23 protein-coding genes and 4 tRNA genes are annotated in these 24,704 nt (G+C 59.2%); 19 read left to right on the forward strand and 8 right to left on the reverse strand.

Annotation, left to right across the window (positions count from 1 at the left end; all coding sequences use genetic code 11):
• Window positions 1–244: 244 nt before the first annotated feature.
• The gene (locus tag G556_RS0106265) at window positions 245–2,116 is read right to left on the reverse strand and encodes an aspartate:alanine exchanger family transporter (RefSeq protein WP_211219446.1); all 1,872 of its coding nucleotides are present in this window, start codon (window positions 2,114–2,116) and stop codon (window positions 245–247) included.
• A gap of 108 nt (window positions 2,117–2,224) precedes the next feature.
• Between G556_RS0106265 and G556_RS0106270 the strand changes: the two genes are divergently transcribed.
• The gene (locus G556_RS0106270; RefSeq protein WP_028822165.1) at window positions 2,225–2,740 is read left to right on the forward strand and encodes a nitroreductase family protein; all 516 of its coding nucleotides are present in this window, start codon (window positions 2,225–2,227) and stop codon (window positions 2,738–2,740) included.
• Here G556_RS0106270 and G556_RS0106275 read toward each other — a convergent pair whose 3' ends face one another.
• Together G556_RS0106275 and G556_RS11450 are read right to left on the reverse strand one after the other, a co-directional pair.
• Entirely contained in the window at window positions 2,741–3,814 is a 1,074-nt protein-coding gene (locus G556_RS0106275) for a branched-chain amino acid aminotransferase (RefSeq protein ID WP_028822166.1), read from the reverse strand.
• Window positions 3,815–3,821: 7 nt separating this feature from the next.
• Window positions 3,822–5,186: a DUF998 domain-containing protein gene (locus G556_RS11450; RefSeq protein ID WP_155941767.1), complete on the reverse strand. Its 1,365-nt coding sequence runs from the start codon at window positions 5,184–5,186 to the stop codon at window positions 3,822–3,824.
• Window positions 5,187–5,334: 148 nt separating this feature from the next.
• Here G556_RS11450 and G556_RS0106290 point away from each other — a divergent pair, with 148 nt between their 5' ends.
• On the forward strand, window positions 5,335–7,281 hold the full coding sequence (locus tag G556_RS0106290; protein WP_028822169.1) for an NAD(+) synthase: 1,947 nt from the start codon (window positions 5,335–5,337) through the stop codon (window positions 7,279–7,281).
• Here G556_RS0106290 and G556_RS10455 read toward each other — a convergent pair.
• Both G556_RS10455 and G556_RS0106300 read right to left on the reverse strand, forming a co-directional pair.
• The gene (locus G556_RS10455; RefSeq protein ID WP_051176742.1) at window positions 7,278–8,036 is read right to left on the reverse strand and encodes a PIG-L family deacetylase; all 759 of its coding nucleotides are present in this window, start codon (window positions 8,034–8,036) and stop codon (window positions 7,278–7,280) included. The genes G556_RS0106290 and G556_RS10455 overlap by 4 nt on opposite strands.
• Window positions 8,029–9,249 carry a glycosyltransferase gene (locus tag G556_RS0106300; protein WP_028822170.1) on the reverse strand — a complete coding sequence of 407 codons (1,221 nt, stop codon included), beginning with the start codon at window positions 9,247–9,249 and terminating at the stop codon, window positions 8,029–8,031. The genes G556_RS10455 and G556_RS0106300 overlap by 8 nt, the downstream gene beginning before the upstream one ends.
• Window positions 9,250–9,378: 129 nt before the next feature.
• Between G556_RS0106300 and G556_RS10460 the strand changes: the two genes are divergently transcribed.
• Window positions 9,379–10,257 carry a D-hexose-6-phosphate mutarotase gene (locus G556_RS10460; protein WP_051176744.1) on the forward strand — a complete coding sequence of 293 codons (879 nt, stop codon included), beginning with the start codon at window positions 9,379–9,381 and terminating at the stop codon, window positions 10,255–10,257.
• Window positions 10,258–10,335: 78 nt separating this feature from the next.
• Here the strand turns inward: G556_RS10460 and G556_RS0106310 are convergent, their stop codons facing one another.
• Entirely contained in the window at window positions 10,336–11,316 is a 981-nt protein-coding gene (locus G556_RS0106310; protein WP_028822171.1) for a ribose-phosphate diphosphokinase, read from the reverse strand.
• Between the two features lie 145 nt (window positions 11,317–11,461).
• Between G556_RS0106310 and G556_RS0106315 the strand changes: the two genes are divergently transcribed.
• Both G556_RS0106315 and G556_RS0106320 read left to right on the forward strand, forming a co-directional pair.
• On the forward strand, window positions 11,462–13,153 hold the full coding sequence (locus G556_RS0106315) for an AMP-binding protein (RefSeq protein WP_028822172.1): 1,692 nt from the start codon (window positions 11,462–11,464) through the stop codon (window positions 13,151–13,153).
• Window positions 13,150–14,589 (forward strand): FAD-binding protein, encoded by a 1,440-nt coding sequence (locus tag G556_RS0106320; protein ID WP_016455324.1) that lies wholly within the window; start codon window positions 13,150–13,152, stop codon window positions 14,587–14,589. The genes G556_RS0106315 and G556_RS0106320 overlap by 4 nt, the downstream gene beginning before the upstream one ends.
• On the opposite strand, the gene mptB is transcribed toward G556_RS0106320, so the two are convergent.
• Window positions 14,586–16,097 (reverse strand): polyprenol phosphomannose-dependent alpha 1,6 mannosyltransferase MptB, encoded by a 1,512-nt coding sequence (gene mptB / locus G556_RS10465; RefSeq protein WP_016455325.1) that lies wholly within the window; start codon window positions 16,095–16,097, stop codon window positions 14,586–14,588. The genes G556_RS0106320 and mptB overlap by 4 nt on opposite strands.
• A 148-nt stretch (window positions 16,098–16,245) precedes the next feature.
• On the opposite strand from mptB, the gene G556_RS0106330 reads away from it, so the two are divergent.
• Window positions 16,246–17,202, forward strand: a complete 957-nt coding sequence (locus tag G556_RS0106330) for an enoyl-CoA hydratase/isomerase family protein (RefSeq protein ID WP_024111252.1) — start codon at window positions 16,246–16,248, stop codon at window positions 17,200–17,202.
• Here G556_RS0106330 and G556_RS0106335 read toward each other — a convergent pair.
• Complete coding sequence (locus G556_RS0106335) at window positions 17,199–18,095, reverse strand: exodeoxyribonuclease III (RefSeq protein WP_024111276.1); 897 nt, start codon at window positions 18,093–18,095, stop codon at window positions 17,199–17,201. The two genes, G556_RS0106330 and G556_RS0106335, sit on opposite strands and share 4 nt — an antisense overlap.
• A gap of 107 nt (window positions 18,096–18,202) precedes the next feature.
• Between G556_RS0106335 and G556_RS0106340 the strand changes: the two genes are divergently transcribed.
• The 13 genes from G556_RS0106340 (at window position 18,203) to rplA (ending at window position 24,551) form a co-directional block, all read left to right on the forward strand.
• Window positions 18,203–18,610, forward strand: coding sequence for a hypothetical protein (locus G556_RS0106340; protein ID WP_028822174.1), 408 nt, complete (start codon window positions 18,203–18,205; stop codon window positions 18,608–18,610).
• A gap of 116 nt (window positions 18,611–18,726) precedes the next feature.
• Window positions 18,727–18,812 (forward strand) — tRNA-Tyr (locus G556_RS0106345).
• Window positions 18,813–18,937: 125 nt separating this feature from the next.
• Window positions 18,938–19,010, forward strand: a tRNA-Thr gene (locus G556_RS0106350).
• Window positions 19,011–19,100: 90 nt separating this feature from the next.
• Window positions 19,101–19,173 (forward strand) — tRNA-Met (locus tag G556_RS0106355).
• Between the two features lie 205 nt (window positions 19,174–19,378).
• Entirely contained in the window at window positions 19,379–19,549 is a 171-nt protein-coding gene (gene rpmG / locus G556_RS0106360) for a 50S ribosomal protein L33 (RefSeq protein ID WP_016455329.1), read from the forward strand.
• Between the two features lie 104 nt (window positions 19,550–19,653).
• Window positions 19,654–20,079, forward strand: a complete 426-nt coding sequence (locus G556_RS0106365; RefSeq protein ID WP_024111026.1) for an FAS1-like dehydratase domain-containing protein — start codon at window positions 19,654–19,656, stop codon at window positions 20,077–20,079.
• Window positions 20,079–20,483: a MaoC/PaaZ C-terminal domain-containing protein gene (locus G556_RS0106370; RefSeq protein ID WP_420806061.1), complete on the forward strand. Its 405-nt coding sequence runs from the start codon at window positions 20,079–20,081 to the stop codon at window positions 20,481–20,483. Before G556_RS0106365 ends, G556_RS0106370 begins: the two co-directional genes overlap by 1 nt.
• Window positions 20,484–20,541: 58 nt before the next feature.
• Complete coding sequence (locus G556_RS0106375; RefSeq protein ID WP_231376328.1) at window positions 20,542–21,630, forward strand: UDP-N-acetylmuramate dehydrogenase; 1,089 nt, start codon at window positions 20,542–20,544, stop codon at window positions 21,628–21,630.
• Between the two features lie 130 nt (window positions 21,631–21,760).
• Window positions 21,761–21,833, forward strand: a tRNA-Trp gene (locus G556_RS0106380).
• A gap of 112 nt (window positions 21,834–21,945) precedes the next feature.
• Complete coding sequence (gene secE / locus G556_RS10470; protein WP_233418199.1) at window positions 21,946–22,314, forward strand: preprotein translocase subunit SecE; 369 nt, start codon at window positions 21,946–21,948, stop codon at window positions 22,312–22,314.
• A gap of 13 nt (window positions 22,315–22,327) precedes the next feature.
• On the forward strand, window positions 22,328–23,209 hold the full coding sequence (nusG, locus tag G556_RS0106390; RefSeq protein WP_028822176.1) for a transcription termination/antitermination protein NusG: 882 nt from the start codon (window positions 22,328–22,330) through the stop codon (window positions 23,207–23,209).
• Window positions 23,210–23,339: 130 nt separating this feature from the next.
• Window positions 23,340–23,774 (forward strand): 50S ribosomal protein L11, encoded by a 435-nt coding sequence (rplK, locus tag G556_RS0106395; RefSeq protein WP_016455335.1) that lies wholly within the window; start codon window positions 23,340–23,342, stop codon window positions 23,772–23,774.
• 81 nt (window positions 23,775–23,855) lie between these two features.
• Entirely contained in the window at window positions 23,856–24,551 is a 696-nt protein-coding gene (gene rplA, locus G556_RS0106400; RefSeq protein ID WP_016455336.1) for a 50S ribosomal protein L1, read from the forward strand.
• The last annotated feature ends 153 nt before the right edge of the window (window positions 24,552–24,704 follow it).

A 24,704-nucleotide genomic window follows, 5' to 3' on the forward strand; every position in this document is an offset into this window, starting at 1 on the left:
GTCGGGAGTGATAGCTCGTTAATCGCGAAAGCGATGAGAGATAAACGAAGACACGGCGACTCGCTCGACAACCCAACCCAGGCCAGCAGCCGACCATAAGCAGCAAGCCCAGCAGCCGACCAAAAACAGCCAAGTCAGCCACCACCCAAGATCGTCTAGGCAAACCGCAGCGTCACCTTAGAAAAAACAATATAAAACGGCCACTGGGAAAGAACCCGAGTGGCCGTTTTGGTTAGTGAATGGTTTAAATCATCATCACGACTTGGACAAGCAGGATCTTCACGATGATTCCGAGGGCGAACGTCGCGGAGTATCCGGACTCGGTGCGCTCGTCAACGACAACGGACTGCACGTGGCTGAGGATCGCGGGCTGACCGATGAACCCTGCCATGGCGCCGGCGACGCGTGGCATCGACAGGCCGAGTTTGTTGCCCAAGAACCAGAAGATGAGAAGAATCGGGGTCAGCAGTACGGCCGAAAGGACACCGATCTTGATGCCGGTGGGGCTGAATGCGGTGGAGGCGAATGCCTGACCACTGGATAGGCCGACAGCTGCCAGGAACAAGACGAGACCGAGTTGGCGAATCGTCAGGTTGGCCGCGTTTGGCATGGCCCAGATGATAGGGCCGGTGCGGTCCAGTTTGCCGAGGATCAGGCCAACAACCAGCGGGCCTGCGGCGCTGCCAAGTGAGAGTACGGCTCCGCCGCCAAGCGGGATAGCGACCAGGCCGATCGCCACGCCGATGGCGATGCCGATGCCAACAGACCAGAAGTCCACCTCGGTGATCTTGCGCTCGGAGTTGCCGAACAAGTGCTCGATATCTTCCATGTTTTCGCCGGGCACTACAACCATCACGCGGTCGCCGGTCTGGAGCCTGGATTCGGCGGTGGCGAGCATGTCGGTGTCGCCGCGTTGGATCCTGGTGATTAAGCCGTTGAAGCGCGAAGGAATGTGCAGCTCGGCGACGGTTCTGCCAGCAATCTTGGGGTTGGATACGACGAACCTGCGGAAATCCACCGAGGAGCGGTCGTGAGTGATGTTTCGGTCGAGAACATGCCCGAGCGCGTCCGCGGCGATCGCTACGGACTCCGGGGTTCCGACGACAAGGACTTCGTCGCCCGGGAAAAGATTCTCTTCAGGATCTGCGACGCGAACTCGTCCGCTGCGGTTCAGGTAGCTAATTCTCACCTGACCCTCTTCGCTGCCGACGATCTCTGCGATGCCCGGCACGTCGAGGATGCGCATGGGGCGGTCTACATGAACCGTCTCCGAGTGCAGGCCGGCCGCGGAAACCGGGTCGGGGTCCTTGCCGCCAGGCAGGCGCTTGCTGGTGACGAAAGTGATGATCACCATGGTTACGATTACGCCCACAGGATAGGCGATAGCGTAGCCGACGGCAGGCTCGGTGGAGCCGCCAGCCGCAGAAGTTGCTGCTGCTAGGGCAGGCGTCGTCGTCAAAGAACCGGCGAACATGCCGCCGAGCAGGTTGGACGAAATGTCCAGCGGTTTGCCTGAGAACGCGATCAGCAGGGCGTAGATGGCAAGGAGAACCACCGTGCCGATGAGCAGCGGGGTCTGCTTGCGCAGGTCGCGGAAGAATGATGCTCCCGCCGCCAGGCCGATGGTGTAGACGAAGAGCGCCAGGCCGATGGATTGCACGATGCCGAACCCCTCGCCCAGAGAGGGATCAAGGGCGCCGATTGCCAGGCCTACGAATAATGCACCTGCTGGGCCGAACTTGATCGGGCCGAATGGGATCGCTCCGACCAGGGTGCCCAACGCTATAACCAGAAAAAGCGTTAATAGTGGGGCTTGCGCCAAAATTTCAATCACGCGCTCTAGGCTATAACGCTTGCCAGGAAAATGCTTGCCCGCGGCCTTCGGCGAGTACTTTCGCAACACAGGATCTATGCGCATGAAGAAGGCTGCGGCCAGCGTGAAGATACCGCAGAACACGAGCGTCATCCAGGAAGGGAAGATGCCTGGTGCGATGCCGAAGAGCATCGTTGCTAACGCGACGGCAACACCAGAGACCATGCTGAACGCGGACGTGACTCGGCCAAGCTGTGCGCCGCGCTTCCAATGCTGAGTCGGCTGCGTAGTCGAATTCGTCACCAAGAAAGGCTAAGTGAACCTCCAAATCAACGACGAAAAGTGTCTCGGAAAAAAATGCCAACCCGCTAATTACAGTTTTTTGGGCCTTACTGCTTTTAGAATTGGTCAATGGCTACACCAATACACGAAATCAATGATTTGTTGCGCGGTCGTTGGAGCCCACGCAATTTTGACGCCACCCACGATATAGCCCGCGAAGACATCGACCTGATGCTCGAAGCCGCCAGGTGGGCGCCCTCGGCGATGAACCGGCAGCCGTGGAAATTTATCGTCGGCTTGCGCGACGAAACCCGTGAACGCATTGATAAACACGTGCGCGGCTACTCGGATTGGGCGTTGGATGCCAGCGCGTTGATCGTCAATTGCTACCAGAAAACCCCGGATTCGGCGCTCGACTTCGCCCTTTACGATCTGGGCGGGGCCGTGGCGCACATGAGTGTAGAGGCTGAAGATATCGGCGCGAAGCTGCGTCAATTCGCCACTTTCGACCGCGATGGTCTGGCTAACGAATTTGGGCTGGGCGACGAGTGGATCCCAGTCACCATCTGCGCGGTTGGGACGCCAGGTGAGATGGCCAGCTCGTTCGGACGCGAGCGCAAACCCGCCTCTGAACTGACCCTTTAGTTAGGCGACTGGGGTGAGCCAGCCGAAGGTGTCTTCGCGTTTGCCCAGCTGTATGCCGGTGAGGTGTTCGCGAAGCGCCATTGTCTTTTCGCCTGGCTTGCCGTCCCCGACGCTCACCTCGAAGTCGGACGCCTTCAGACCGATGACCGGGCTGACCACAGCGGCTGTTCCGCAGGCGAATGCCTCGGTGATCTGGCCCGACGAGATCTGCTCGCGGACCTCCGCCAGCGCCAGCTCCCTCTCCACGGGCTTGAGATCGTGGAATTCGGCGAGTTTCAGCAGGGAATCCCTGGTTACGCCAGCGAGGATATTGCCGTCCAGGGCGGGGGTAACCAGTTCGTCGTCCTTGGTGACGACGAAGAAGTTCATCGTGCCACCTTCCTCGATGTTGGTGCGGGTGGCCGAATCGAGCCACAGCACCTGTCCGCAGCCGTTCTCGTGCGCCTGCGCCTCCGCGGACATGGAGGCCGCGTAGTTTCCGCCGCACTTGGCCATTCCGGTGCCTCCGGAGGCCGTGCGGGAATAATCGGGGGTGACCCAGAGCTTCAGCGGTTCCGGGTAGAAGGGTGATGCCGGAGTGGCGATGACCATGTAGGTGTATTCCGCCGCCGCGCGAACGCCGATGAGTGTTTCGGAAGCGAACATGAACGGACGCAGATACAGGCTGCGTTCGCCATCCCCGTTCGGCACCCAAGCCTTGTCCGCGGAGACGAGCTCGAGAACCGAATCCAGGAAGTCCTGCTCGGGCAGGGGAGTCATGGCCATTCGACGGGCCGAGGCGGCGAACCGTGCCGCGTTCATTTCCGGACGGAAAATCCAGACGCTGTCGTCGGCGTGCCGGAAGGCCTTTAGCCCCTCGAAAATCTCTTGCCCGTAGTGCAGGGCGGCAGTTCCCGGATGCAGCTGCAGCGACTCCCGTCCGATCAGTGCGCGATCGTGCCAGCCCTTCTCGGGGCTCCAGCGGGCGAGGGCGCTGTGGTCGCTGAAATATTTTCCGAAGCTCGGCTTCGCCAGCGCTTCGGAGATTTCCTTCGGGCTGGAGAACCCGGCACCTTCTGCAATCGGGAATGCCATTCGCTAATTACTCCTTGTTTTCGTTTTCATCGTCGGTTTGAGCCGGGGCCTCGGTCTGCTGTTTTGCATCCTGCTCGGGAGCTGCATTTTGCTGAGCCGGGGGAACGAAGAATTGCTGGGCGGGCTGGTTCTGGTAGTTCGGCTGGAACTGCTGGGAACCAATCTGCTGGTTGTTGTTGGTGAGGTTGTGGGCGGTCTCTTGAATGTTGTCGACGATGTTCGCGACTCCCTTAGAGCCAAACTGGTCGAGAATCGAGAACGCGATGATGGCCAAAGATGCCACCAGCGCCAAGAAAATGCCGAAGCTCAAGGATAGGCCTATGTAATCATTGGTGAACACACTGACCATAACGATGATCGTGAACACGACGGCGAGCACGCCGGAGCTCAAAGCGACCCAGGCCAGCTGCTTGCGGTATTTGAACTCCGGAACGACCAGCTTAACGACGAAAGCAGCGATTGCTATCAGGCTCACTAAGAACGCGCCGATGCCGGCGAAACCGTGGTTGAAAGCGTTGAAACCGATGCTGGAGTCGAAAATGCTCGCGCTAGACCAGGGGAAAAGTGTGCTTAAAAGCAGCACAATGCCCGAGATGCCGCCGAGGATCGGCCAGCGACGACTTTCCTTGGCCATCAGTTTGCTGATCTCTTGGCCGGCCTGGGATGCGGTTCGGCTCAGATCGTCGAACGCGCTGCTCTGGTTTTGCTGGTTGCTCTGGGGCTGCCCGAAGTTCTGCGGAGGCTGCTGAGCGAATTGCTGATTATTCGGGACGAACTGCTGGGGACGTCCCTGTTGAGGCTGGAACGCCTGAGGCTGTGCCTGGGGCTGAATGCCCTGCGGGCGATCTGCGCGCTGCTGGACGGGCTGTTGGTTGAATTGCTGGCCCTGTTGCTGGCCTTGGAAAGCTTGCTGGGGTGGGAAAGGCTGGCCTGGCTGGGGCGGGAACTGGTTGCCCTGCGGCTGACCGGGGAACGGTCGGGGAGGCTGGCCCTGGAAAGGAGGCTGGCCGGGGAATGGACGTCCCTGGAACTGCTGCGGGTGGGGCTGGCCAGGGAACTGCTGGGGTGGGAACTGCTGGCCGGGGAAAGGACGGGGAGGCTGGCCCTGGAACTGGCCCTGAGGAGGGACGGGTTGCCCGGGCCTCTGGAACTGACCGTAGTTCGGAAAACCTTGAGGCCCCTCCTGCATAGGTGCTTGATTGGAGGCGCTGCAGCTGGCGTCAGCCTCCTGGCCGCCGAAAGGGCCCTCCGTCGGGACTGGATTAGCAGCCTTTTCGGGCGCTTCGGATCGAGCAACGCCGAGTTGTTCTGGTTGGGCTTCCTGATTTTCCGCAGGGTTGAAATCTTGGTTGCTGTTTTGATCTTGCGACACTTTTTCCTCCAAGCTTGCTACTTAACTCCCAACTTTACAGACATAGCCGAATCTGCGCAGCGACAAATTACGGAGTAAGTCAGCCCGTCGATAAGGCTTTGACGGGATAGACGGAATCTGAATTGCACAAGGTTTTAGAGTTAGACGTGTGAACCGCAATCTGTATAGCCAAGGCTTTGTCCGGGTGGGCGCATACAGCCCACGCATCTATCTTGGGCAGCCTAAAAAGAACGCTGAACAAGTAATTTCCGTCTCCAAGAAAGCCAGCGACGAGGGCGTCGGGCTGGCGGTATTCCCGCAGCTATGCCTGACCGGCACGTCGCTAGGGGATCTTTTTACTTCGAACGCTATGCTCTCGGCTGTGCTCGATGCCTTAGAACATGTCATCGAGGCCTCTCGCGAGCTGCTGCCCGTCATAGTGGTTGGCGGGCCGATGGCGATCGGGGCTAAAACCTACAATTGCTCATTTGTCGTTCACCGTGGCTCTTTGATTGGCGTAGTGCCCAAGAGATTTTTGAATGCGGAGGAAAAGCGCTGGTTCTCCGTCGGCGAGGGCCTGGAACTGTTCACCGAAATTTTCGACGAGGCAGTCGCGGTCGGCTCAAACTTCAACGTTCAGGCAGTAGACCTGCCAGACTTCACGATCAGCTTCAGTCTAGACGCCCCCGGAGTCGGCGCGGACGCAGCTAGCGCAGTGCTCTCCGGCGCTACGGTGCTGGTTTGGCCAAGCGGTGCGCCCGCCGTGGCAGATAGTTTTTCGCGCAGGCGCACAGCGATCGCTGCGGAATCGGCCAGGCTAAGCTCCGCGATCGTCTCCGCGGCTCCCGGGCTGGGCGAGTCCACCAGCGAATCCGCCTGGTCGGGCGGCTGCCTGATCGCGGAGAACGGCGAGGTTCTGGCCGCCAAATCTGGGGCAGAGAAAAACGCCGTAACAGCAGACGTCGATCTGGACTTGCTGGTTGCTACCCGCAGGGCCAACGATTTTGCATGCCGGGAACGCGCAGAAATGGCCAGCAGACAGATAGAGCTCGGCGCGCCCAGCGGAGATCTTGGCCTGCAGCGCAGCGTGCCCAGGCAGCCATTCTTCCCCGTCGGTGACGAAAGCTACGCGGAAATTTTCGAGCTTCAGGCGTCCGCATTGGAGACCAGGCTTTTGGCAATCGGCGGGTCGAAAGTAGTCTTGGGGGTTTCCGGTGGCCTGGACTCCACTCACGCGTTGCTCGTCGCAGCCGAAACGATGGACCGTGCCAAGCGTGGCCGCGATGAAATCCTGACTTTTACGCTGCCCGGTTTTGCGACGACGTCACACACCAAGTCCAACGCTCAGCGGCTCGCGGAGGCGCTCAGCGCCTCCTTCGAGACGATCGACATTCGCCCAACAGCGGAACTAATCCTCAAGAACATCGGTCACCCGCTCGACGAATACGACGTCACATTCGAGAACGTCCAGGCGGGCGTGCGCACGGATTACCTGTTCAGGATTGCCAATCAGCGGGGCGGAATCGTGCTCGGCACCGGCGATCTGTCGGAGCTCGCGCTCGGTTGGTGCACCTATGGGGTCGGCGACCAGATGAGCCACTACGACATCAACGCAGGGCTTCCGAAAACTCTTATGCAGCAGTTAGTGCGCTGGGTGATAAAGACCGACAGGTTCGGGGCTAAGGTCAGCCGGGTGCTCCAGTCGATTCTAGACACCGAAATCACGCCCGAACTGATCCCGACCGCTGGCGACGCCAAGCCGCAGTCGACCGAAGGCAGCATCGGCCCATACAACCTGCACGACTTTTTCCTGTATTGGATGCTCTTGGGCTACGAACCCACCAAGATCCAGTTCTTGGCGCAACACGCCTGGGCGGATGCTAGCAAGGGGCAGTGGCCCGACGGCTTCCCAGAAAGCTCGAAGGTGGAATATTCGGCTGATGAAATCAACCGCTGGTTGAAGGTATTCCTGCGCAGGTTCACCACACAGCAGTTCAAGCGCACAGCAAGCCCCTCCGGTCCCGCGCTGTTAGGCGGCGGATCCCTCTCGCCAAGGGACGGTTGGGTTGCCCCGAGCGATGCGAACGCGGAAGTATTTCTGGAGAACCTCGACTAGCGGATGCCGATCTCGGTGTGGAACTCCTCAGTGTTTCCGCCGACGTGACGCACGTGATCTTCGCAGACCGTCAACTGGGTTCGGTAGAAACCGAGCGCTTCGCGCAGCTTCGGCAGCTTGTCTGAAAAATCGAAGTAGGTGAACCCCTCTTGCCCGGGCTCAGACGCGATCTCGTAGAAAGTGACGTCAAGGTCGGCGCATGCCTTATTAGCGATCTCGTGGGTCCGGACGTGGTCGGGGTGGTTGTAGCTGCCTCCCGCGTCGTAGCTGATCACCGCGCAGGGCGATAGCTCTTCGATCGCAGCCATGAGATCGGCGACGGCCTCGTCGAAGTCGGATTTGGTTAGGGAATCGGCGCCGGCGTTCTCCTCGGGGCCTGCCATGCCCTCTCGGATCCAGCGCATTCCGGAGTCCTTGTATTCGCGGGGCTGCTTACCGCGCGTTCTGGCAGGGTACTCGCCGAGGAAAAACCTGCGATGGATGCCTAGCTTGGCGCAGGCGTCGGACAATTCGGTTTTTCTCGCCAGCACGAGATCTTCTTCGGTGATGTTGTCGGGCAGCACGCCGGAGACGACCTCGCCCTGCTCGCCGCGTGTGCAAGTGATCAGATCGACAACCGCATTGTTCTCGGTCAAAGTCGCGATGAGCGTGCCGGTCTGCAGAGTTTCGTCGTCTGGATGGGCATGGACGAAAAGAAGTCGTTTGCCGCTTAGCCTTCCACGGTCTTCGCTCAAGATCTCGATTAGGTCAGTCATTATTTCGCCTTGCCTTGATCTGGTTGTAGGTCGCCGCGAGTCTTTCCGCCGAGTCCGCCCAACTGTGTCTTTCGGCGAACTCGCGAGCGGATTTGGCGTATTGAGCTCTAGTGCGCGCGGAGCCGGTGAATTTCTTTATCGCCTGCGCCCAATTTTTCGGGTTGCGATTGTCTAGCAGGATTCCGCTGAGCCCGTCCGCGACGGATTCCTCCAGACCGCCTGCGCGAGACGCGATAACTGGCACCCCGCTCGCAGCAGCCTCGAGGTTGATCAGCCCGAACGTTTCCGAATAGCTCGGGTTTAGCAGCACGCACGCGCCGCGAATCATGCGGGCAAGCTCTTCGCGCTTCTGGGTGCCGAGGAAAATTACCTCGTCCGCAACGCCCTTTTCGATGGCTAGATCCTGCAGTAGATCTTCGTAGTCTGCGAATTCGCTCGCCGCCTGACCCGCAATTACCAGCCGAGGCTTATCTGTCATCTCGGCAAGGGCTTTGATGGCAAGGTCCGCGCCTTTAAGGGGTTCCAGTCGGGCGGCGAATAGCGCGTAGCAGCCCGACCAGTTCCAGTGCCGTTCCCGGCAGCTCAGCGGCCTGAACAACTCGAGGTCGACGCCGGGGTGGACAACCGCGATTGAATCGGGCGAAACGCCGTAGCGCTCGATGATAGTCCGCTTCTCCGCTTCGCTGACGGTGACGATCAGGTCCGACTCGTTCGCTGTCATTCGTTCGCCTTCGATCCTGCCCGGCGATTCAGCCTTCTCGCCTGCGGCGGGATCCGTCGTGTCTGCTGGGGCCGCGACCGAGTGGAAGGACTGGACGTGCGCGATTCCGGCCTCTTTTGCGACAGGCAGGGCCGCCACGCCGGAGAACCAGTGCTGAGAATGGATCAGCCCGGTATTTGAGCCGGGGCCCGCTAGCCAATCTTTCAGTGCCGAGGAAAATTCACCGATGAATTGTTCCTGATCGGATTTCGCCACCGGGTGCTTAGGCCCGACGGGAAGATTGAAAAGCCGCACGTCGTTCGCGATCTCTACGCAGTCTGCCGAGGGGCCGTCGCGTCTGGTCACCAGGTCGACGCCATAACCCAGCTGTGCTAAAGAAAGAGCCCAGTTAAGTTCGACTACGTTCATTCCGCCAGCGTCGGGGGTGCCCGGTTCGGCGACCGGAGACGTGTGCATCGACACAAAAGTTATGCGTCGCTCATTAGTGTTCACTCAAAATAGCAAACCACACGCCAGTGACATTTTCTAAAAAGAATGAAGGATATTCGGGCGTTGAGAACAAATAGGTAAAAATTGGCCCAAGGTCTTCCGTGTAAACACAATTGCGTTTATCGTCTGGTTATGGATTTTGTTGATTTGCCGGCCGGGTTGAGCCTGGTCGAAGAGCCTATGCGCGGTATCAAAGTTGATACGCAATTGTGCACCGGGCTAGTGCTTGAACATGGCGCACACGTGGTTGAGTGGACGCCGAAGTCCGCATCTGATCCTGTGCTGTGGATGAGTGAGAAGTCGGATTTTGCCGACGACAAACCGATCCGCGGAGGCGCGCCGATCGTCTACCCTTGGTTTGGTCCCGGCCGAAAAGGTACCGAGCAGCCTGGGCATGGGTTTGGGCGTCTAGCGCCGTGGCGTCTGATGTCTGCGAAGGTCACCGATCGTGGGGCGGCGCACCTGGTATTCCAGATGAACGCCAAGGACGATTCCCTGTTGGGGGTTAATCGCTACCCAGAGGCAACCGTCGAGCTGCATCTTTCGATGGGTTCTGTGCTGCAGATGTCGTTGGTTGTGACGGCCCGCGAGCACAAGATCGACTTCGAGGAGGGGCTGCACACCTACTTCACTGTTGGCGACGTCAGAAAGATCAAGATCAACGGCCTTGACGGCGAGCCCTACACGGATAACCTGACCGGCAAGTTTCACAGGCTAGAGGGCGATTTAACTTTCGACGCCGAAACGGATATTCGTTTCGACACGGTGAAGAACCCCAGGATCGTCGACGAAGAGTTGGCTCGCGTGATCAGCATCGAGAGCGTGGGCGCTAGCAACGTCGTGGTTTGGAACCCGTGGGTCGACAAGTCGAAGGCGATGCCGGACTTCGGTGACGACGAGTGGCCGGGAATGGTTTGCGTCGAAGTGGCGAACGCCAGGAGCGGCTCACTGGTGCTTGCGCCGGGGGAGCGTCACGTCATGAGCCAAGTAATCACGGTCAGAGAGATTTAAGCTCTGCCGGTCTAAATATTTAAGGAGAGGAAACCCCGTTTTGGGTTTCCTCTCCTTATTCTTAGGTACTGAGAGTTTTTAGAACAGACCCTCAAGATCTTCCGGCGGGGCAAACGTCGGATCGACGTCCGTGAACATTTTGCTAACCGAGCGGCCCTTGTGGATGCGTTCGATGGCCTCGGCGAACAGCGGGGCGACCGTCTGTACCTGAAGCTCTGGCCAGTGCAGGGGAGCGGGCAAGGTGTCGGTGGTGATGACCTCTTTAATGAAGCTCTCCGCGCGCATTTTCGCCACGGCTTTCCCGCTAAACAATCCGTGCGTGCATGCGACGCGGGCATCCAGCGCACCGAAATCTTTCAACCTGCGACATAGCGCGATGATCGAACCGCCAGTTGCGATTTCGTCGTCCAGAACGATGGCGTGCTTGCCCTCGACGTCTCCAACGATGTTGTCGATGACCACCTTGTCGTCACCGAGACGACGCTTGGAGCCGGCCGCAACCTGCAGGCCGAGAAGGCGGGAGAACTGGGTCGCGTTCTTTGCGTTGCCCAAATCGGGCGAAACCACGACCGAATTTTCTAAGTCGCTTTGGAGGAAATAATCGGCGAGGACCCCGAGCGCCGTCAATTGGTCTACGGGGACGTCGAAGAAAGCCTGCACCTGAGGTGCGTGCAGCTGCATCGTGAGCACCCGGGAGACGCCGGCGGTGACCAGCAGGTCCGCCACGAGCTTGCCGCCAACGGAAATCCTGGAAGCGTCCTTCTTGTCCGAACGGGCATAAGAATAGTGCGGGATGACCGCGGTGATCTGGGAGGCCGATGCGCGCCTCGCCGCGTCGATCATCAGCAGAAGCTCCATCAGGTGCTCCTGAGTTGGGGGAGTCAACGGCTGGACTAGGTAGACGTCGCGCTGCCGAACGTTAACCATCAGTTGCGCCTGCAGGCAGTCGTTGCTGAACCTGCTGATTTTCACGTCAGAAAGATTTATATCCAGATGATCACAAATTTCCTCGGCCAACTCCTTGTGCGCTGAACCCGAGAAAACCACGATGTCTTTCACGTTGAAAACCCCTTGCGGCGAGAAGACTATTTATAGAAGAAGACTAACGCTTATAGGCGGGTCTTTCATGTCGAAGTCGAACACCATTCTTCCGTCAAATTTTTCATCTCACCAAGCTGTTGGGCCTTTGTGAAAGAATTGGATCATGAGACAGCGTCGTAACCTCAAGCCAGACCCAGCATGGACGAAGCATTATCAGCATGGCGTTAAGCCAAGAATTGTTCCGCCGACGGAGTCGTTGGCCGAAATGTTCGCTCGTTCCGTCCAGCAGGCTGGCAAGAAGACGGCAACTGTTTTCTTCGACGCAAAAACAAGCTACAAAGCGCTAGGCGACCAAGTCTCTAGGGCCGCCAATTCGCTGCGCCGTATGGGGGTTCGCCCCGGCGACAGGGTGGCCGTATTGCTGCCAAACTGCCCGCAGCATCTGGTGGCCATGTACGCGATCTGGCGCATCGGGGCGGTGCTCGTCGAACACAACCCGCTCTACACCCAGCCCGAGCTCGAGACGATGTTCGCCGACCACGACGCCCGCGTCGCTATCGTCATGGACTCCGTGGTGCCCAAGCTGAAGAAGATGCCTCTAAACGTGCGTCCCCGTACGATCGTTTCGGTGAATCTGCTGCACGCGCTTCCGAAGCTGAAGCGGATGGCCCTTTCGCTGCCGTTACCCAAACTGCGTAAGATGCGCGCCCAGCTAAGCAGTGGCGATAGGGGCTCGATGACCTGGGAGGAGATGCTCTCGGCCAAGCCGATCAGCAATCGGGTGCCGTATCCGCAAGTAAATTCTCTGGCGGCAATCCAATACACGTCCGGCACCACTGGCAAGCCCAAGGGCGCCATGCTGACCCACTTCAACCTCTACTCGAACGCGCTGCAGGGTGCCGCCTGGATGCGCGGGGCCGAAACAGGCAAGGAAACCAGCTATGCGGCGCTTCCCATGTTCCACAGCTTCGGCATCACCATGCACGCCACCTTCGGCGTGCTCAAGCAGATGCGTCAGGTGCTGTTCCCCAAGCCGGACACCGACATGATCGTCTCGGCGATGAAGAAATACCCGGCAACCGTCTACTGTGTGGTGCCGATCCTCTACCAGCGCACGGCGGAAACCGCCCGCAAGCGTGGCGTCTCGCTGAAGAGCTGCAAATACTGCATTTCTGGCGCCGCTGCGCTGCCCGATTCGACGCGCACCCTTTGGGAGAAGGTTTCGGGCGGGCTGCTCGTTGAGGGCTATGGTTTGACGGAGGCGTCCCCGGTGGCCCTCGGCAACCCGTTTTGGAAGTCCAGGCGTCCGGGCACCATCGGCATTCCTTTCCCGTCCACTTTGATGAAGGTCGTCGACGACGAAGGCAACCAGGTGTCGCCGAACACTCCCGGTGAGCTGCTGCTGCAGGGGCCGCAGATCACCCAGGGGTACTGGCACGATCGTGAGGCCACCGAACAGGTGCTCAAGGATGGTTGGCTACATACCGGCGACGTCGTCACCGCTGATGAGGACGGCTTCGTGACAATCGTCGCCCGCAAGAAGGAAATCATCGTCACCGGTGGCTTCAACGTCAGCCCAGCAGAGGTCGAGGAAGTGTTGAATAGCCACGAGGGAATAGTCGAATCTTGCGTGGTCGGGCTGCCCACCGAGCGCGGCGACGAGGAAGTCGTTGCCGCCGTTGTGCTGAAACGAGACGTCAAGCTGGACACCGAGGAGACGCGCAATTGGCTGAAGAAGCAGCTTGCCGCATACAAGGTGCCCCGAAAATTCTTCCCCGTCGACGAAATCCCGAAGTCGATGCTGGGCAAGGCACTGCGCAAGCAGACCCGAGACCAGATTCTGAGCAACCTGTGAGGGATAACCAGATAGCGCCGCCAGCCAGGCGCTATCTGACGGACGTTGTTGTCTTAGGCTGCGGCGCCCCGGGTCTGCTGGCCGCTCTTCGAGCCAGAAGGGCCGGCCTTGAGGTGACCGTCCTAGACGTGGGCGATGGCCGCGATGAGAACCTGCTGTGGATCCCTGAAAGTTATCACTCGGCCAGGAACTACCTAGATCAGGTGTTGGGCGACGCAACCGTCGAACAGTCTCAGCGCAGACACGATTTTTTGCAGGCGGCCACCTCGCTGCCACAGCTGTTAGCCGAGTTCGGTGTCGGGCTCGCTAAAACGAAGATCCGGGACAACTATCCGCAGCTTTCATCAGCCTCGAAAGGCCGGGTGTGGCGAGTCATCTACAAGGAAAAATTTTGGAACCTGGCGAACGCAGTCATCGATTCGTCGGTTCTGAAGATGCAGTTCCTCAGCGTCGCTGCTCAAGAGGAGGTCAGCGTTTGGAGCGTTGAGGGTCTGGAGGATCTGGTTTGGCGTGACGGACGAGTTATCGGACTCAGGGTTCGACGTGCTGGGACGCCGATAATAGTCGAGGCCAATTTTGGGGTCGTGCTGTCAAGCGGAGGTTTCGGCCAGAACGTGAAGCTGCGCAGGCGTTTCCTTCCAGGCACTAGGGCGGATCGCCAGCTTGAGGTCGACGGTGATGGGTGCGTCATCGAGGCTGCCGTCAACCACGGCCTCGACCTTGGTGCGATGGCTCGCACGTGGTCGTCGATCGGGATGCAAGATCCGCTTGGCGAGGGCTGGGTGGACGCCACCGAGGCCGTCCGGGCTGGCCATTCGATGCTCGTGGATTCCGCTGGCCTCAGGTTCTGTGACGAGTCCGAGCCGCCGGAGGTGCTTGCCGAACGATTTGAAAAGGCCTGGTTAGTTTTCGATTCGGCACACCGAAAGACGGTTCCGCTGGGCTCGCTGAAGCCCGGGCACGTGCCCCGGAAGGCGGCCGAGAACGGGGGACTGCGAAAGGCAAAGAGCCTCGAGGAGCTCGCGCGAGTGATCAGGGCTCCCCGCCTTACCGAATCCGTAAAACGGTTCAACGCGATGGCGGATGCCGGTAACGACCTGGATTTCGGACGAGACTGGCAGATTCTTGGCAACGAAGAAAATGCCGGAATTAGGGGCAGGCTGACCCAAGCCAGGCAGAGTCTCGGCTCGTTAGCCAGACGCGGCAACGGGCTAACTAACGGGCCCTTCTATGCGGTTGAGATTCGCCCGTGCGACGCAGGCACCAAGGGCGGAATAATCGTCGATTCGCAGGCCCGCGCCCTTCGCGGTGGCGAACCCGTCCCAGGCCTATACGCCATTGGCTCTGCTGCCGCCTCGATCTGCGAACTTCGTAGCCCGGCTACGGGGACGAGGGCAACCGAGCGGCTCTGCGGAGCGGCCCAGATAGCCTTTTAGGCGCCGTCCTCCGTCGAGATCCGATTTTTCAGCAGATGCCGGCGGGCGATCAGCCAGATGACGCCGATGAGGGCGATGCCCAGCGCGGTGGAGTCGTTGCGCCAGGCCATGTTGATGCCGTCGTAGCACAGCAAAACGAGAGTGAACCAGCAGGCGATCTTGACTGCCTTCGGGCTAGGTTTCGCCCACGGCAGCGCGATCCAGCCCCAGAGGATGTACCAGCTGCGCAGCGCCGGAGCGCAAATTGCCGCGGCCAGGTATCCCCACGCGATAAACGCGCGCGGCTTTTTTCTCGCCACGCTCAGCGCTAGGCACGCCACTATCGCCGCAGCCACGGCGATGCCCAGGCTCCTGGCATAGTGAACCGCTGCACGCCCGGTGGGGTCGATACCGAGCATGTCGACGAATATCTGAACCACCTGGCCGGCTAGCGTGAACGGCGCCACCGTTATGACGCGTCCCGGGACATTGACGGCCTCCAGCCAACCGAATCCAAGCCTCGTCGCGAGGCTGATTAGCGCGAACACTCCGATCGCGATGCCCAGGCTGATTAGTGCCCGCGTCGCGATCACTGCGACGTGTCTTGCCCGCCAACTCGTCCAGCGTTTGGAGATCAGTGGCAGGGCATAAGCCACAAGAAAAGCCGGTTGTTTGATGGCGGCGCTCACGCCGATCACTGCGGCACCGAGCAACCACATGTTGTTGGCTAACAAGCCAAATGTTCTGGATTTTAATCCCGCGACCCAGACAGCCAGCACAACCAGCCCCATCATCAGGGAGTCGTTGTGCGCACCGCCTACGAAGTCGATCACCAGCAGCGGGTTAAGCACGGCGAACCAGGCTGCGAACGCGGGATTCGCGCCCACCTGACGACTAACTCTAGGGGTGAAAGCGCTGATCATCGCGACGCCAATTAGGGCAGGGATTCGCTGCAGAACCGCGGCGAGGTAAGGCTGTCCACCGCTAAGCAGCACCAGAAGATGTTGGATGCGCAGGCTCAGAGGACCGTAGGGTGCAGTAGTGTTTCGCCACACCCACGCAACCTGGTCTGCAAAGGGGCCAGGCAAAACTGCTGGGCCTGCGTCGTAAGGGCTGATGCCGTTGACCAGCTGCCAGCCCTGCGCCGCGTAGGAATACGCGTCGTGGCTGAATATCGGGGGAGCCAACAGAAACGGCGCTGACCAGATCAAAAGAACTGCCCAGTGCTTAATGTTTCTGTACGGCTGTTCCTTGCTTGCCTTCGACCCGGGGCGCAGCCTGAGCCAGGCATCCACCAGAAGCAGAAGCCCCGTCATAGTGACGAGGGTACCCAGAATCCTGAACGGCATCCCCGTCATCGATAGGCGGTCTAGCCAGCGCCAAATGGGCGTCGATCTGGGCAGGTAGGCGGCGGAGATACTGCCCAGCGCGATCAGCACAGTGCCTAGAAAACCCCGCTTGACGAAACGCGCGCGCCAGGCGGCCGCGATGTCCGCAGCCACCCTCGTTCGGAGTTTGATTCCTGGCATGATGTAATACCTTACTGTTACGCCCCGATAAATTATTACCGGCGTTGGCCCGAAAGGTATCCGCCCTAGTGAAAAACGCATAGGCAGTAGGGCGGCCAGAAGCCGGGCCACTAAAATCGCTAGTGGAGTAGGCGACGAAAGGATCCAAGTGAGCGACGAAGTCCTGTTTGAAATTAACCGCGGGGTGGGCAAGATCACCCTCAATCGTCCGAAGGCAATTAACGCGCTGACAAGCGACATGTTCAGGAGCCTAGATGCCAAGCTAGACGAGTGGGCCGAAGACGAGCGCGTCGAACGCGTCGAGCTCACTGGCGTCGAGGGACGCGGATATTGCTCTGGCGCCGACATTCGCGCGTTGCGCGAGTTGATCGTCGAGAAGGGCGACGGCTCCCCGTTGCGTGAATTTTTGGAGCTCGAGTACGACGTCGATGCCAAGATCGTCAGGTTCCCAAAGCAGTTTGATTCTTACCTGTTCGGGGTTTCTATGGGTGGCGGCTTGGGGCTGTCAATGCATCGCGGAGGCGCGGGCAAGCGCGTCGCTAAGGCGGACCTCAGGTGGGCGATGCCGGAAACCGGCATCGGGCTGTGGCCAGACGTTGGAGTGACGTACGAGCTGGCCAGGATGCCCGGTGAACTAGGCACCCACCTGGCGCTAACCGGAGCCCCCATCGACGCCGCTTCTGCTCTGTATGCGGGCGTGATTACCGAGGTCGAAGGCGACGTGGCCCCGGCTAATTCTGCGCTGGCTAAGAACCAGCCGTGGATCGACGAGTGCTACAGCGGCGACGATCCGGTCGAGATTCTGCGTCGGCTGGAGGAGCACCCGATAGCAGCAGCCCGCGAGACTGCTGAGCTGATTCGGGGTCGCTGCCCGATGTCCGTTTGCGTTTCGCTCGAGGCCGTTCGTCGCGCTGCGAAGGCAAAGGACGTCTTCGAGGTGCTCGATCAGGACATGGCCCTCGGCCGCGCATGGGCCAAGCAACCCGAAGAATTCGTCGAGGGTGTGCGCGCCCAGCTGGTGGACAAGGATCGTCAGCCGCGTTGGCGAAACCAGCGTGTCGAGGAAGTCGATCCTGCTGAGGTGCAGGCCAGGTTCGAAGCCTAAATCTTGTAGTCGATGGCTAGCGCCGCGTGATCGCTCACCCTCGACGCATAGTCGGGGGCTCTCCAGACCTTGGATGTCTCGGCGCGCGCGGCCAGCTTCGGCGTCGCCAGCTGGTAGTCGATGCGCCAGCCCGCGTCGTTGTTAAAGGCTTTGCCGCGCCAGCTCCACCACGTATACGGGCCTTCCTCGCCAGGGTGTAGATCTCGGCTGACGTCGACGAGTGAATCGGGTGAGATGATCGAGTCGAGCCATTGCCGTTCTTCCGGCAGGAACCCGGAGGACTTCTGGTTGCCCTTCCAGTTTTTCAGGTCGAGGTTGGTGTGGGCGATGTTGTAGTCGCCGACGATCACCAGTTCGCGTCCGGTCTGCGCAGAGCGCTTCAACATTTTGGAAAGCTGCTTCGCGAACCCGGACAAGAACGACATTTTCGAGTCGTACTTGGCTTTGGCGTTTTCCAGATCCTTGTTTCGAGTGTTGTACGGCGAATCGCCTTTGGGTAGGTACAACGATGCGACAGTGACGGGTGCATCGGCAAGGTCCACCTCTATCCAGCGGCCTGCCTGCCTGAAATCTTCGAGCTCCGGCTCCAGCGGAAGCTCGTCGGGAGTGTCTAGCTCGGTCTGCTCGACGCCCACGAGCTGCATCGACTTGCCGTTCCAGGTGCGCACGGCTTTCGGGGCGTTGCGCGTCATGATCGCGACGCCGTTACGCCCCGCAAGATTGCCTTCGCAGTAGCTGACGTGATAATCGCCAAACGAATCCGGCAGCTGCTCGGCGCGGCAACGCACCTCTTGAAGGGCGATGACGTCGGCGTCCACGTCTGACAGCCACTCGACGAAGCCACGTCGGGTTGCGGCCCTGATTCCGTTTACGTTGAAGGTGACGATTCGCATGGATCTCAGGATACCTAAGGCAAAATCGTCGCCTCGAAGGTTGAACTTGGCTTTCCAAGCAGTTTCGTCTACCCGATAATTAAGAAAACCAACTAGATTTGTTCGCCATGAAGAAGTGGCGCACGAAGTCGGCGGTTGTTGCAGTTATAGCGGCTTGGGTCGCTCCCGTTGCGGCGCTCGCAAGCTATCTGCTGCTCGTGGCCGCATATGGCGGCGTCGGTGGGGCCGCGACGACGCTAATCGGTCTAAGCATGGCCGTGATCGCGATCTTCGCGCAGGCCACCGCGCTGATCTCTGCCCTGCTTGCCGCAGCCAAGAACAGGGAAAGGGTGCGCGCCGGCGCCATTATTTTGGCGACGATTCCTCTAGCACTATTGGTTTATGCGGCATATGCGTTCGCGCAGACAAACACCGCGAGCGACGTCTTCGGCCCGCTCGTTTTCATCTACTCAGGCATCGCGCTGCTGATATCTACGCTGCTTATTACGTTGCCCGAACACCTCGGAACGCGCTGAGTTCCGCCAGTATTGCCCGATTTTTGTCATCTCGCAGAATTCTGTTAGAGTCTTGCACTGCTGGTCATCAAGTTTGAGCGTTCGCTACGCGGGCACGAAGATTTGAAGCTTTGCAAGGCAGCTTGCCCGAGCGGCCAATGGGAGCGGTCTGTAAAACCGTCGGCTTACGCCTACGATGGTTCGAATCCATCAGCTGCCACCAGAGGACGCCCCGCGGGTGCGGGGCTCTTTTGCTCTGTGAAGCAAACCGGCAAAAACAATTTCAGGGTTAACTTGCGCTGAATTTGTTTATCAGTTGGCTCGTCGGCTAAATTAGTTCGTCGGCTGGCCCCGATAGCTCAGGTGGTAGAGCGCATCCTTGGTAAGGATGAGGTCCGCAGTTCAACTCTGCGTCGGGGCTCTGTTGGTGGCAGACCCGCAACCGCGTGGGTTAACCAAAAACCGCCCTTGCCGGGGCGGTTTAAGTTTCCTTAGGGATGTTGCCGGCAATGGCGGGATAGCTCAGGCGGTAGAGCAAGCGGCTCATAATCGCTGTGTCACGGGTTCGAGTCCCGTTCCCGCTACGAACGATTGAGCCGAGCAAAATGCTCAAGCTTGCTTGAGCATTTTCGAGGCGATTGAGTTCGTTTGAGTCGCGAAGCGATGAGATACGAACAACAAACGGCCAGATGCCCGGAGCGTTTGGCTAAAGCTCGAATTGCGGGGCTTGTGTCGGCAGGCTCTACGACGAAGGCATTTAGATAACGCAGACCAATAGAGAAGGTAACGATGGCTAAGAAGTCTGGGGACGTTCGTCCTAAGATCACGCTCGCTTGCACCGAGTGCAAAGATCGCAACTACATCACCAAGAAGAACCGTCGCAACACTCCCGACCGCCTCGAGGTGAAGAAGTTCTGCCCGCGTGACAACAAGCACACGCTGCACCGCGAGACTCGCTAAATAACTTTTTAAAAAAGCCGCCTTCGGGCGGCTTTTTATTTTGTTCAACAATCTAGTAGACGCTTACAGTCCGCAGTCTTTCGTCTCTGGCTAAACTGGCACACGTGGCTATTTCGTCAGAACACATTGGACGCTCGTACCCGTCCACTTCCGTATACGAGGTGAACGCCGAGAAGATCGCCGAATTTGCGACGGCTCTCGGTGACGATAATCCGGCATATTTCGGCGACGACCCCGTCGCCCCGCCGACGTTCCCCGCGGTCATCGCGTCCAAGGCCTGGGGGCCATTCTTCGACGACCCGGACCTGGGCTTGGCGTTGCATCGAACGATTCACGCCGATCAGCGTTTCGACTATGAGCGTCCGCTGCGCGCCGGAGATCGCGTGAGCGCAAAACTGACCATCACCAAGGTGCGCAACCGCGGCAACGTGAACATGGTCACCATCGACGTAGAGATTTCCGACGAGCAGGGTAAGCGTGTCGTGACCGCGACCAGCCAGTTGATCCACACCGCAGAGGAGCAGCAGTGATTGACGTCCAGATCGGCCAGGAACTGCCCTCGCTAGAGATCGAGGTCACCAGGACCACAGCGGTCATGTATGCGGGTGCGTCCGGGGATTTCAACCCAATCCACCACTCGGATCACGCCGCACAAGCAGTCGGCATGCCCCAGGTGATAATTCACGGCATGTGGACCATGGGCGCGGCACTTCGGGTGGTCACCGATTGGATCGGCGACCCGACCAGGGTGGTTAACTACTTCGTCCGCTTCACCAAGCCTCTTCCGCTCCCTGACGACGGAGTGGGGGCGAAGATGCTCGTCACCGCCAAGGTGAGCGCCGTCGACGAAGGCCTTGCCACCATCGCCATCGAAGCCAAGAATGATGAAGAAAAACTTCTAGGAGCCGCGAAAGCGCAGGTGCGTCTTGACTAGCATCAATTTGAATTTCGATCCGTCCGATTCCAGCGCTTGCCACGTCGAGAGAGGCTCGGTGGAGAACCTGAGCCGTTGGCAGCCGTCCGCTGATTCGAGCCTGGCCGCTCGCACCACCACCAGGGTGGGCGGACCCGCGAAGAAACTCGTCGTAGCTAGAAGTTCCGAGGAGATCGTCGACGCGGTAAAGGCCGCAGACGAGGCTGGCGAGCCGCTGCTGGTTCTGTCAGGTGGCTCCAACATGCTAGTCAGTGACGAGGGTTTTGACGGCACTGTGGTGCAGGTTGCGTCCAGGGGCGTCACCTTCGATCAATCCGACTGTGGCGGAGCTATGGTTCGCGTCGCAGCGGGAGAGGTGTGGGATAACTTCGTCGAGTTCACGATCACCCAGGGCTGGGTGGGCCTCGAGGCGCTTTCGGGTATCCCCGGCCTGGTAGGCGCGACCCCGATTCAAAATGTCGGAGCTTACGGTCAGGAGGTCGCCACCACCATCGCCCGCGTTCGCACCTGGGATCGCCAGGCAGGGGAGCAGCGCACTTTCACCTTCGACCAGTGCGGCTTCGGATATCGAGACTCGATGTTCAAGCGTTCCCTGGCAGAGATGGGCGAAGGAGCAGTGACCGGGCGGTACGTGGTGCTAGAGGTCTGGTTCCAGTTCGAGCTTGGCTCGATGTCCACCCCGATCGCCTACAAGCAGTTGGCGGAAGCGCTGGGCGTCGAGATCGGGCAGCGAGCGGACGCGCGCGAGGTTCGCGAGGCGGTTCTCAAACTGCGTGCCAGCAAAGGCATGGTGCTCGATGAGGCTGATCACGACACCTGGTCGACGGGTAGTTTCTTCACCAACCCGATCCTCTGCGCAAAAGACGCCGCGAAACTTCCTGACGAGGCGCCCAAATTCGAGCAGGCCGACGGATCCGTGAAATCTTCTGCCGCCTGGCTAATCGACCACGCGGGTTTCAAGCGCGGCTATCCAGGCGAGGGCGCGGCGACGCTGTCCACCAAACACGTCCTCGCCCTGACGAACAGGGGAGGCGCGAGCGCCACCGAGCTCGTCGAATTGGCGACGAAGGTGCGCGACGGAGTCGAAGAGACCTACGGCGTTAAACTCGTTCCCGAACCCGTCCTCGTCGGATTGAAACTGGGGTAGGCGAAGCGAAAATTGCAGCGCCGATGCAAGGTCCATTTTTCTGTTGACAAATTTGGCGCTAGACTACTGATCTTGGTGGCTCAGTTGCGGCTGTTTACAGCAAGCCGGGGCTGTAAACCACCCCTTGAATAGGGCAATAGCTCAACTGGCAGAGCAGCGGTCTCCAAAACCGCAGGTTGGGGGTTCGAGTCCCTCTTGCCCTGCAAAGCGGGGCGGATAAGTCTCGCACGCGGGTTTCGACTGAAACCCGCTTTTTAAGATCGAATAGCTTTCGTATCGGCTCCGATGCGAGACGCAGCGCAGATAAGGAAAACGGTGGCTGATAGCAATAAGCGTCCAGACGACTCGGTAGACGAGCCGTCCAAAAAGACGTCCCCTTCCGCCGAAGAAAAGACCTCAGATCTTGCTGCCGCCAAGCCGGTAAAACGCAAGCACACGCAGGCCCCTGTCAAGAAAGCCAAGCCAACCAAGAAGCGCGGCGAGGTAGCTGAGAACGAGAGCGTTGGCCCGATTAGGTTCGCTAAGCAGTCCGTTGGCGAGTTGAAGAAGGTCGTATGGCCGACCGGCGACCAGACACGCCAGTATTTCATTGTGGTTTTGGTCTTCGTTCTGTTCATCATGACTGTCGTCGCCGGGCTCGACGCCCTGTTCGGCTGGGGCCTCCTGCAGGTCCTGGGCCGCTGATTAGGAGATTTTCATGACTCAGACCCCTAACGAGGATCAGGATTTCCTCGAAGACGGCCAGCTCGCTGGCGAGGTGAACGAGGAAACTGGCGAGGTGGACATCGATCTTTCGGCGCTCGGTCTCGGCGAAGAAGAGCCCGAGACAACCGAAGAAGTAGAGATCAACCTGAACTTCGACGCTGACGAGGAAGAGGAAACTCCCTCCGAACCCGAGATCAACCTCGATGCCCTTTCCGAAGACGAAGAGTCCGAAGAAGACGAAGATGCGGACGACACCGAGCAGGCCTTGGAGCGCGAGCTGGTAGCCCTTGAGGACGAGCTTCGCACCAAGCCCGGCGACTGGTACGTCGTGCACACCTACTCGGGCATGGAAAACCGCGTAAAGCAGAACATCGAGGCCCGAATCGTTAACTTCAACCTCGAGGACGAAGTCTACGAGGTCATTGTCCCGACCGAAGAGACCGTCGAGGTCCGCAACGGTCAGCGCAAGAACGTCACCCGCACATTCATGCCGGGCTACGTCCTCGTTCGCATGGACATGACCGACGAGGCCTGGCAGGTCGTTCGTCACACTCCGTCCGTTACGGGCATTGTTGGCTACGAGAACCAGCCGGTTCCGCTGTCCATCGACGAAGTGATGAACATGCTCAAACCGCTTGTTGTTTCCAAGGTTGCTGCAGAGACGAACGCTCGCGCCAAGAAGGTCGACAAGATCGTTGTCGCCGACTACAAGGCGGGCGATTCGGTCATGGTCACCGACGGCCCGTTCGCTGGTGTTCACGCGACGATCGTCGAAATCAACGCCCACAATCAGAGGGTTCGCGCAAACGTCGAGATTCTCGGCCGTGAGACCCCTGTTGATCTGACTTTCGAGCAGATTCAGAAGGTTATCTAATCTGCCCGTCTTGCAGAGTTAGCTGGCAATGCTGCAATTGCTATTTTCGCTATCGCACTTTGGGTGCGTAAACTCTGTGTGTTCATAACTGAATAGAAGAAAAAGTAACTACTAGCAAGGACCCTAAAACATGGCCTCCAAGAACAAGAAGGTTGCGCAGGTCGTAAAGATCGCGATCCAGGCTGGTGCGGCTACTCCGGCTCCGCCAGTTGGTACCGCGCTTGGCCCGACCGGCGTCAACATCATGGAATTCGTCAAGGCGTACAACGCTGCGACGGAAGGTATGCGTGGATCGATCGTTCCGGCTGAGATCACGATCTACGAAGACCGCTCTTTCGATTTCATCACCAAGACCCCTCCGGCCTCAGACCTTCTGAAGAAGGCTGCTGGTCTGCAGAAGGGCTCCGGCGTTCCTAACAAGGAAAAGGTCGGCACCGTGACCAAGGATCAGGTGCGCGAGATCGCCGAAACCAAGATGAAGGACCTGTCCGCTAATGACGTCGAGGCTGCGATGAAGATTATCGCTGGCTCCGCACGTTCCATGGGCATCGTCGTAAAAGACTAACTTTTTAAACTCTGGGTCGGGCAGCACGCCCTTACCAGAACTGGTGGAACAGCCTGCGAGGCTGTCGAGAAAGGAACCAGCATGAAGCGCAGTAAGCGTTATAACGAGTCGGCCGCTCTGGTCGACGGCTCTCAGCTGTACACGGCTGAAGAGGCAATTAGCATCATCAAGCAGTACGGTGTTGGCAAGTCCGACGAGTCCGTCGAGGTTTCCATGCGTCTGGGTGTAGACCCGCGCAAGGCTGACCAGATGGTTCGTGGCACTGTCAACCTGCCTCACGGCACCGGCAAGACGGCAAGGGTCCTCGTCTTCGCTCAGGGCGCCAAGGCAACCGAGGCTGAGCAAGCTGGTGCGGACGAGGTCGGTGCAGACGAGCTCGTCGAGAAGATCAACGGCGGCTACCTCGACTTCGACGCGGTCGTTGCTACCCCGGACATGATGGGTAAGGTCGGCCGTCTGGGTCGCGTCCTCGGTCCGCGTGGATTGATGCCGAACCCGAAGACTGGCACCGTCACCATGGACGTCGCCAAGGCTGTTTCCGACATTAAAGGCGGCAAGATCGAGTTCCGTGTCGATCGTCACGCGAACCTGCAGTTCATCATTGGCAAGCAGTCCTTCGATAAGGACGCATTGGTGGAGAACTACCGCGCCGCTGCAGGCGAGGTGCTGCGTCTGAAACCGACCAGCGCTAAGGGTCGCTACGTTCGCAAGATCGTGATTAGCACGACTTTCGGTCCGGGTGTCCCGATTCAGCCGACCGCTAAGGACGAGGCCTAAAACATTTTTGAAGGAGCGCAGCCTGCGGGCTGCGCTCCTTTTTTCTGCCAAACTTAACTCGCTAATACAGTGCTTCAGGCCGGAGTTTTGCGTTTGCCGTAGTCATAGGGTTTCGGATTGTGGGGGCCACGCAGATTTCGTTTTAAGCGTTGA

It is taken from the genome of Propionimicrobium lymphophilum DSM 4903 (genome assembly GCF_000423485.1).
In the GTDB taxonomy this organism is placed as follows: Bacteria; Actinomycetota; Actinomycetes; order Propionibacteriales; family Propionibacteriaceae; genus Propionimicrobium; species Propionimicrobium lymphophilum.

Bases quoted from the DNA above. Each gene is read 5' to 3' on its own strand.
- G556_RS0106270 (WP_028822165.1), top strand. From the start codon at position 2,225: ATGGCTACACCAATACACGAAATCAATGATTTGTTGCGCGGTCGTTGG.
- G556_RS0106275 (WP_028822166.1), bottom strand. From the start codon at position 3,814: ATGGCATTCCCGATTGCAGAAGGTGCCGGGTTCTCCAGCCCGAAGGAA.
- G556_RS10455 (WP_051176742.1), bottom strand. From the start codon at position 8,036: ATGACTGACCTAATCGAGATCTTGAGCGAAGACCGTGGAAGGCTAAGC.
- G556_RS10460 (WP_051176744.1), top strand. From the start codon at position 9,379: ATGGATTTTGTTGATTTGCCGGCCGGGTTGAGCCTGGTCGAAGAGCCT.
- G556_RS0106315 (WP_028822172.1), top strand. From the start codon at position 11,462: ATGAGACAGCGTCGTAACCTCAAGCCAGACCCAGCATGGACGAAGCAT.
- mptB (WP_016455325.1), bottom strand. From the start codon at position 16,097: ATGCCAGGAATCAAACTCCGAACGAGGGTGGCTGCGGACATCGCGGCC.
- G556_RS0106335 (WP_024111276.1), bottom strand. From the start codon at position 18,095: ATGCGAATCGTCACCTTCAACGTAAACGGAATCAGGGCCGCAACCCGA.
- G556_RS0106340 (WP_028822174.1), top strand. From the start codon at position 18,203: ATGAAGAAGTGGCGCACGAAGTCGGCGGTTGTTGCAGTTATAGCGGCT.
- rpmG (WP_016455329.1), top strand. From the start codon at position 19,379: ATGGCTAAGAAGTCTGGGGACGTTCGTCCTAAGATCACGCTCGCTTGC.
- nusG (WP_028822176.1), top strand. From the start codon at position 22,328: ATGACTCAGACCCCTAACGAGGATCAGGATTTCCTCGAAGACGGCCAG.
- rplK (WP_016455335.1), top strand. From the start codon at position 23,340: ATGGCCTCCAAGAACAAGAAGGTTGCGCAGGTCGTAAAGATCGCGATC.
- rplA (WP_016455336.1), top strand. From the start codon at position 23,856: ATGAAGCGCAGTAAGCGTTATAACGAGTCGGCCGCTCTGGTCGACGGC.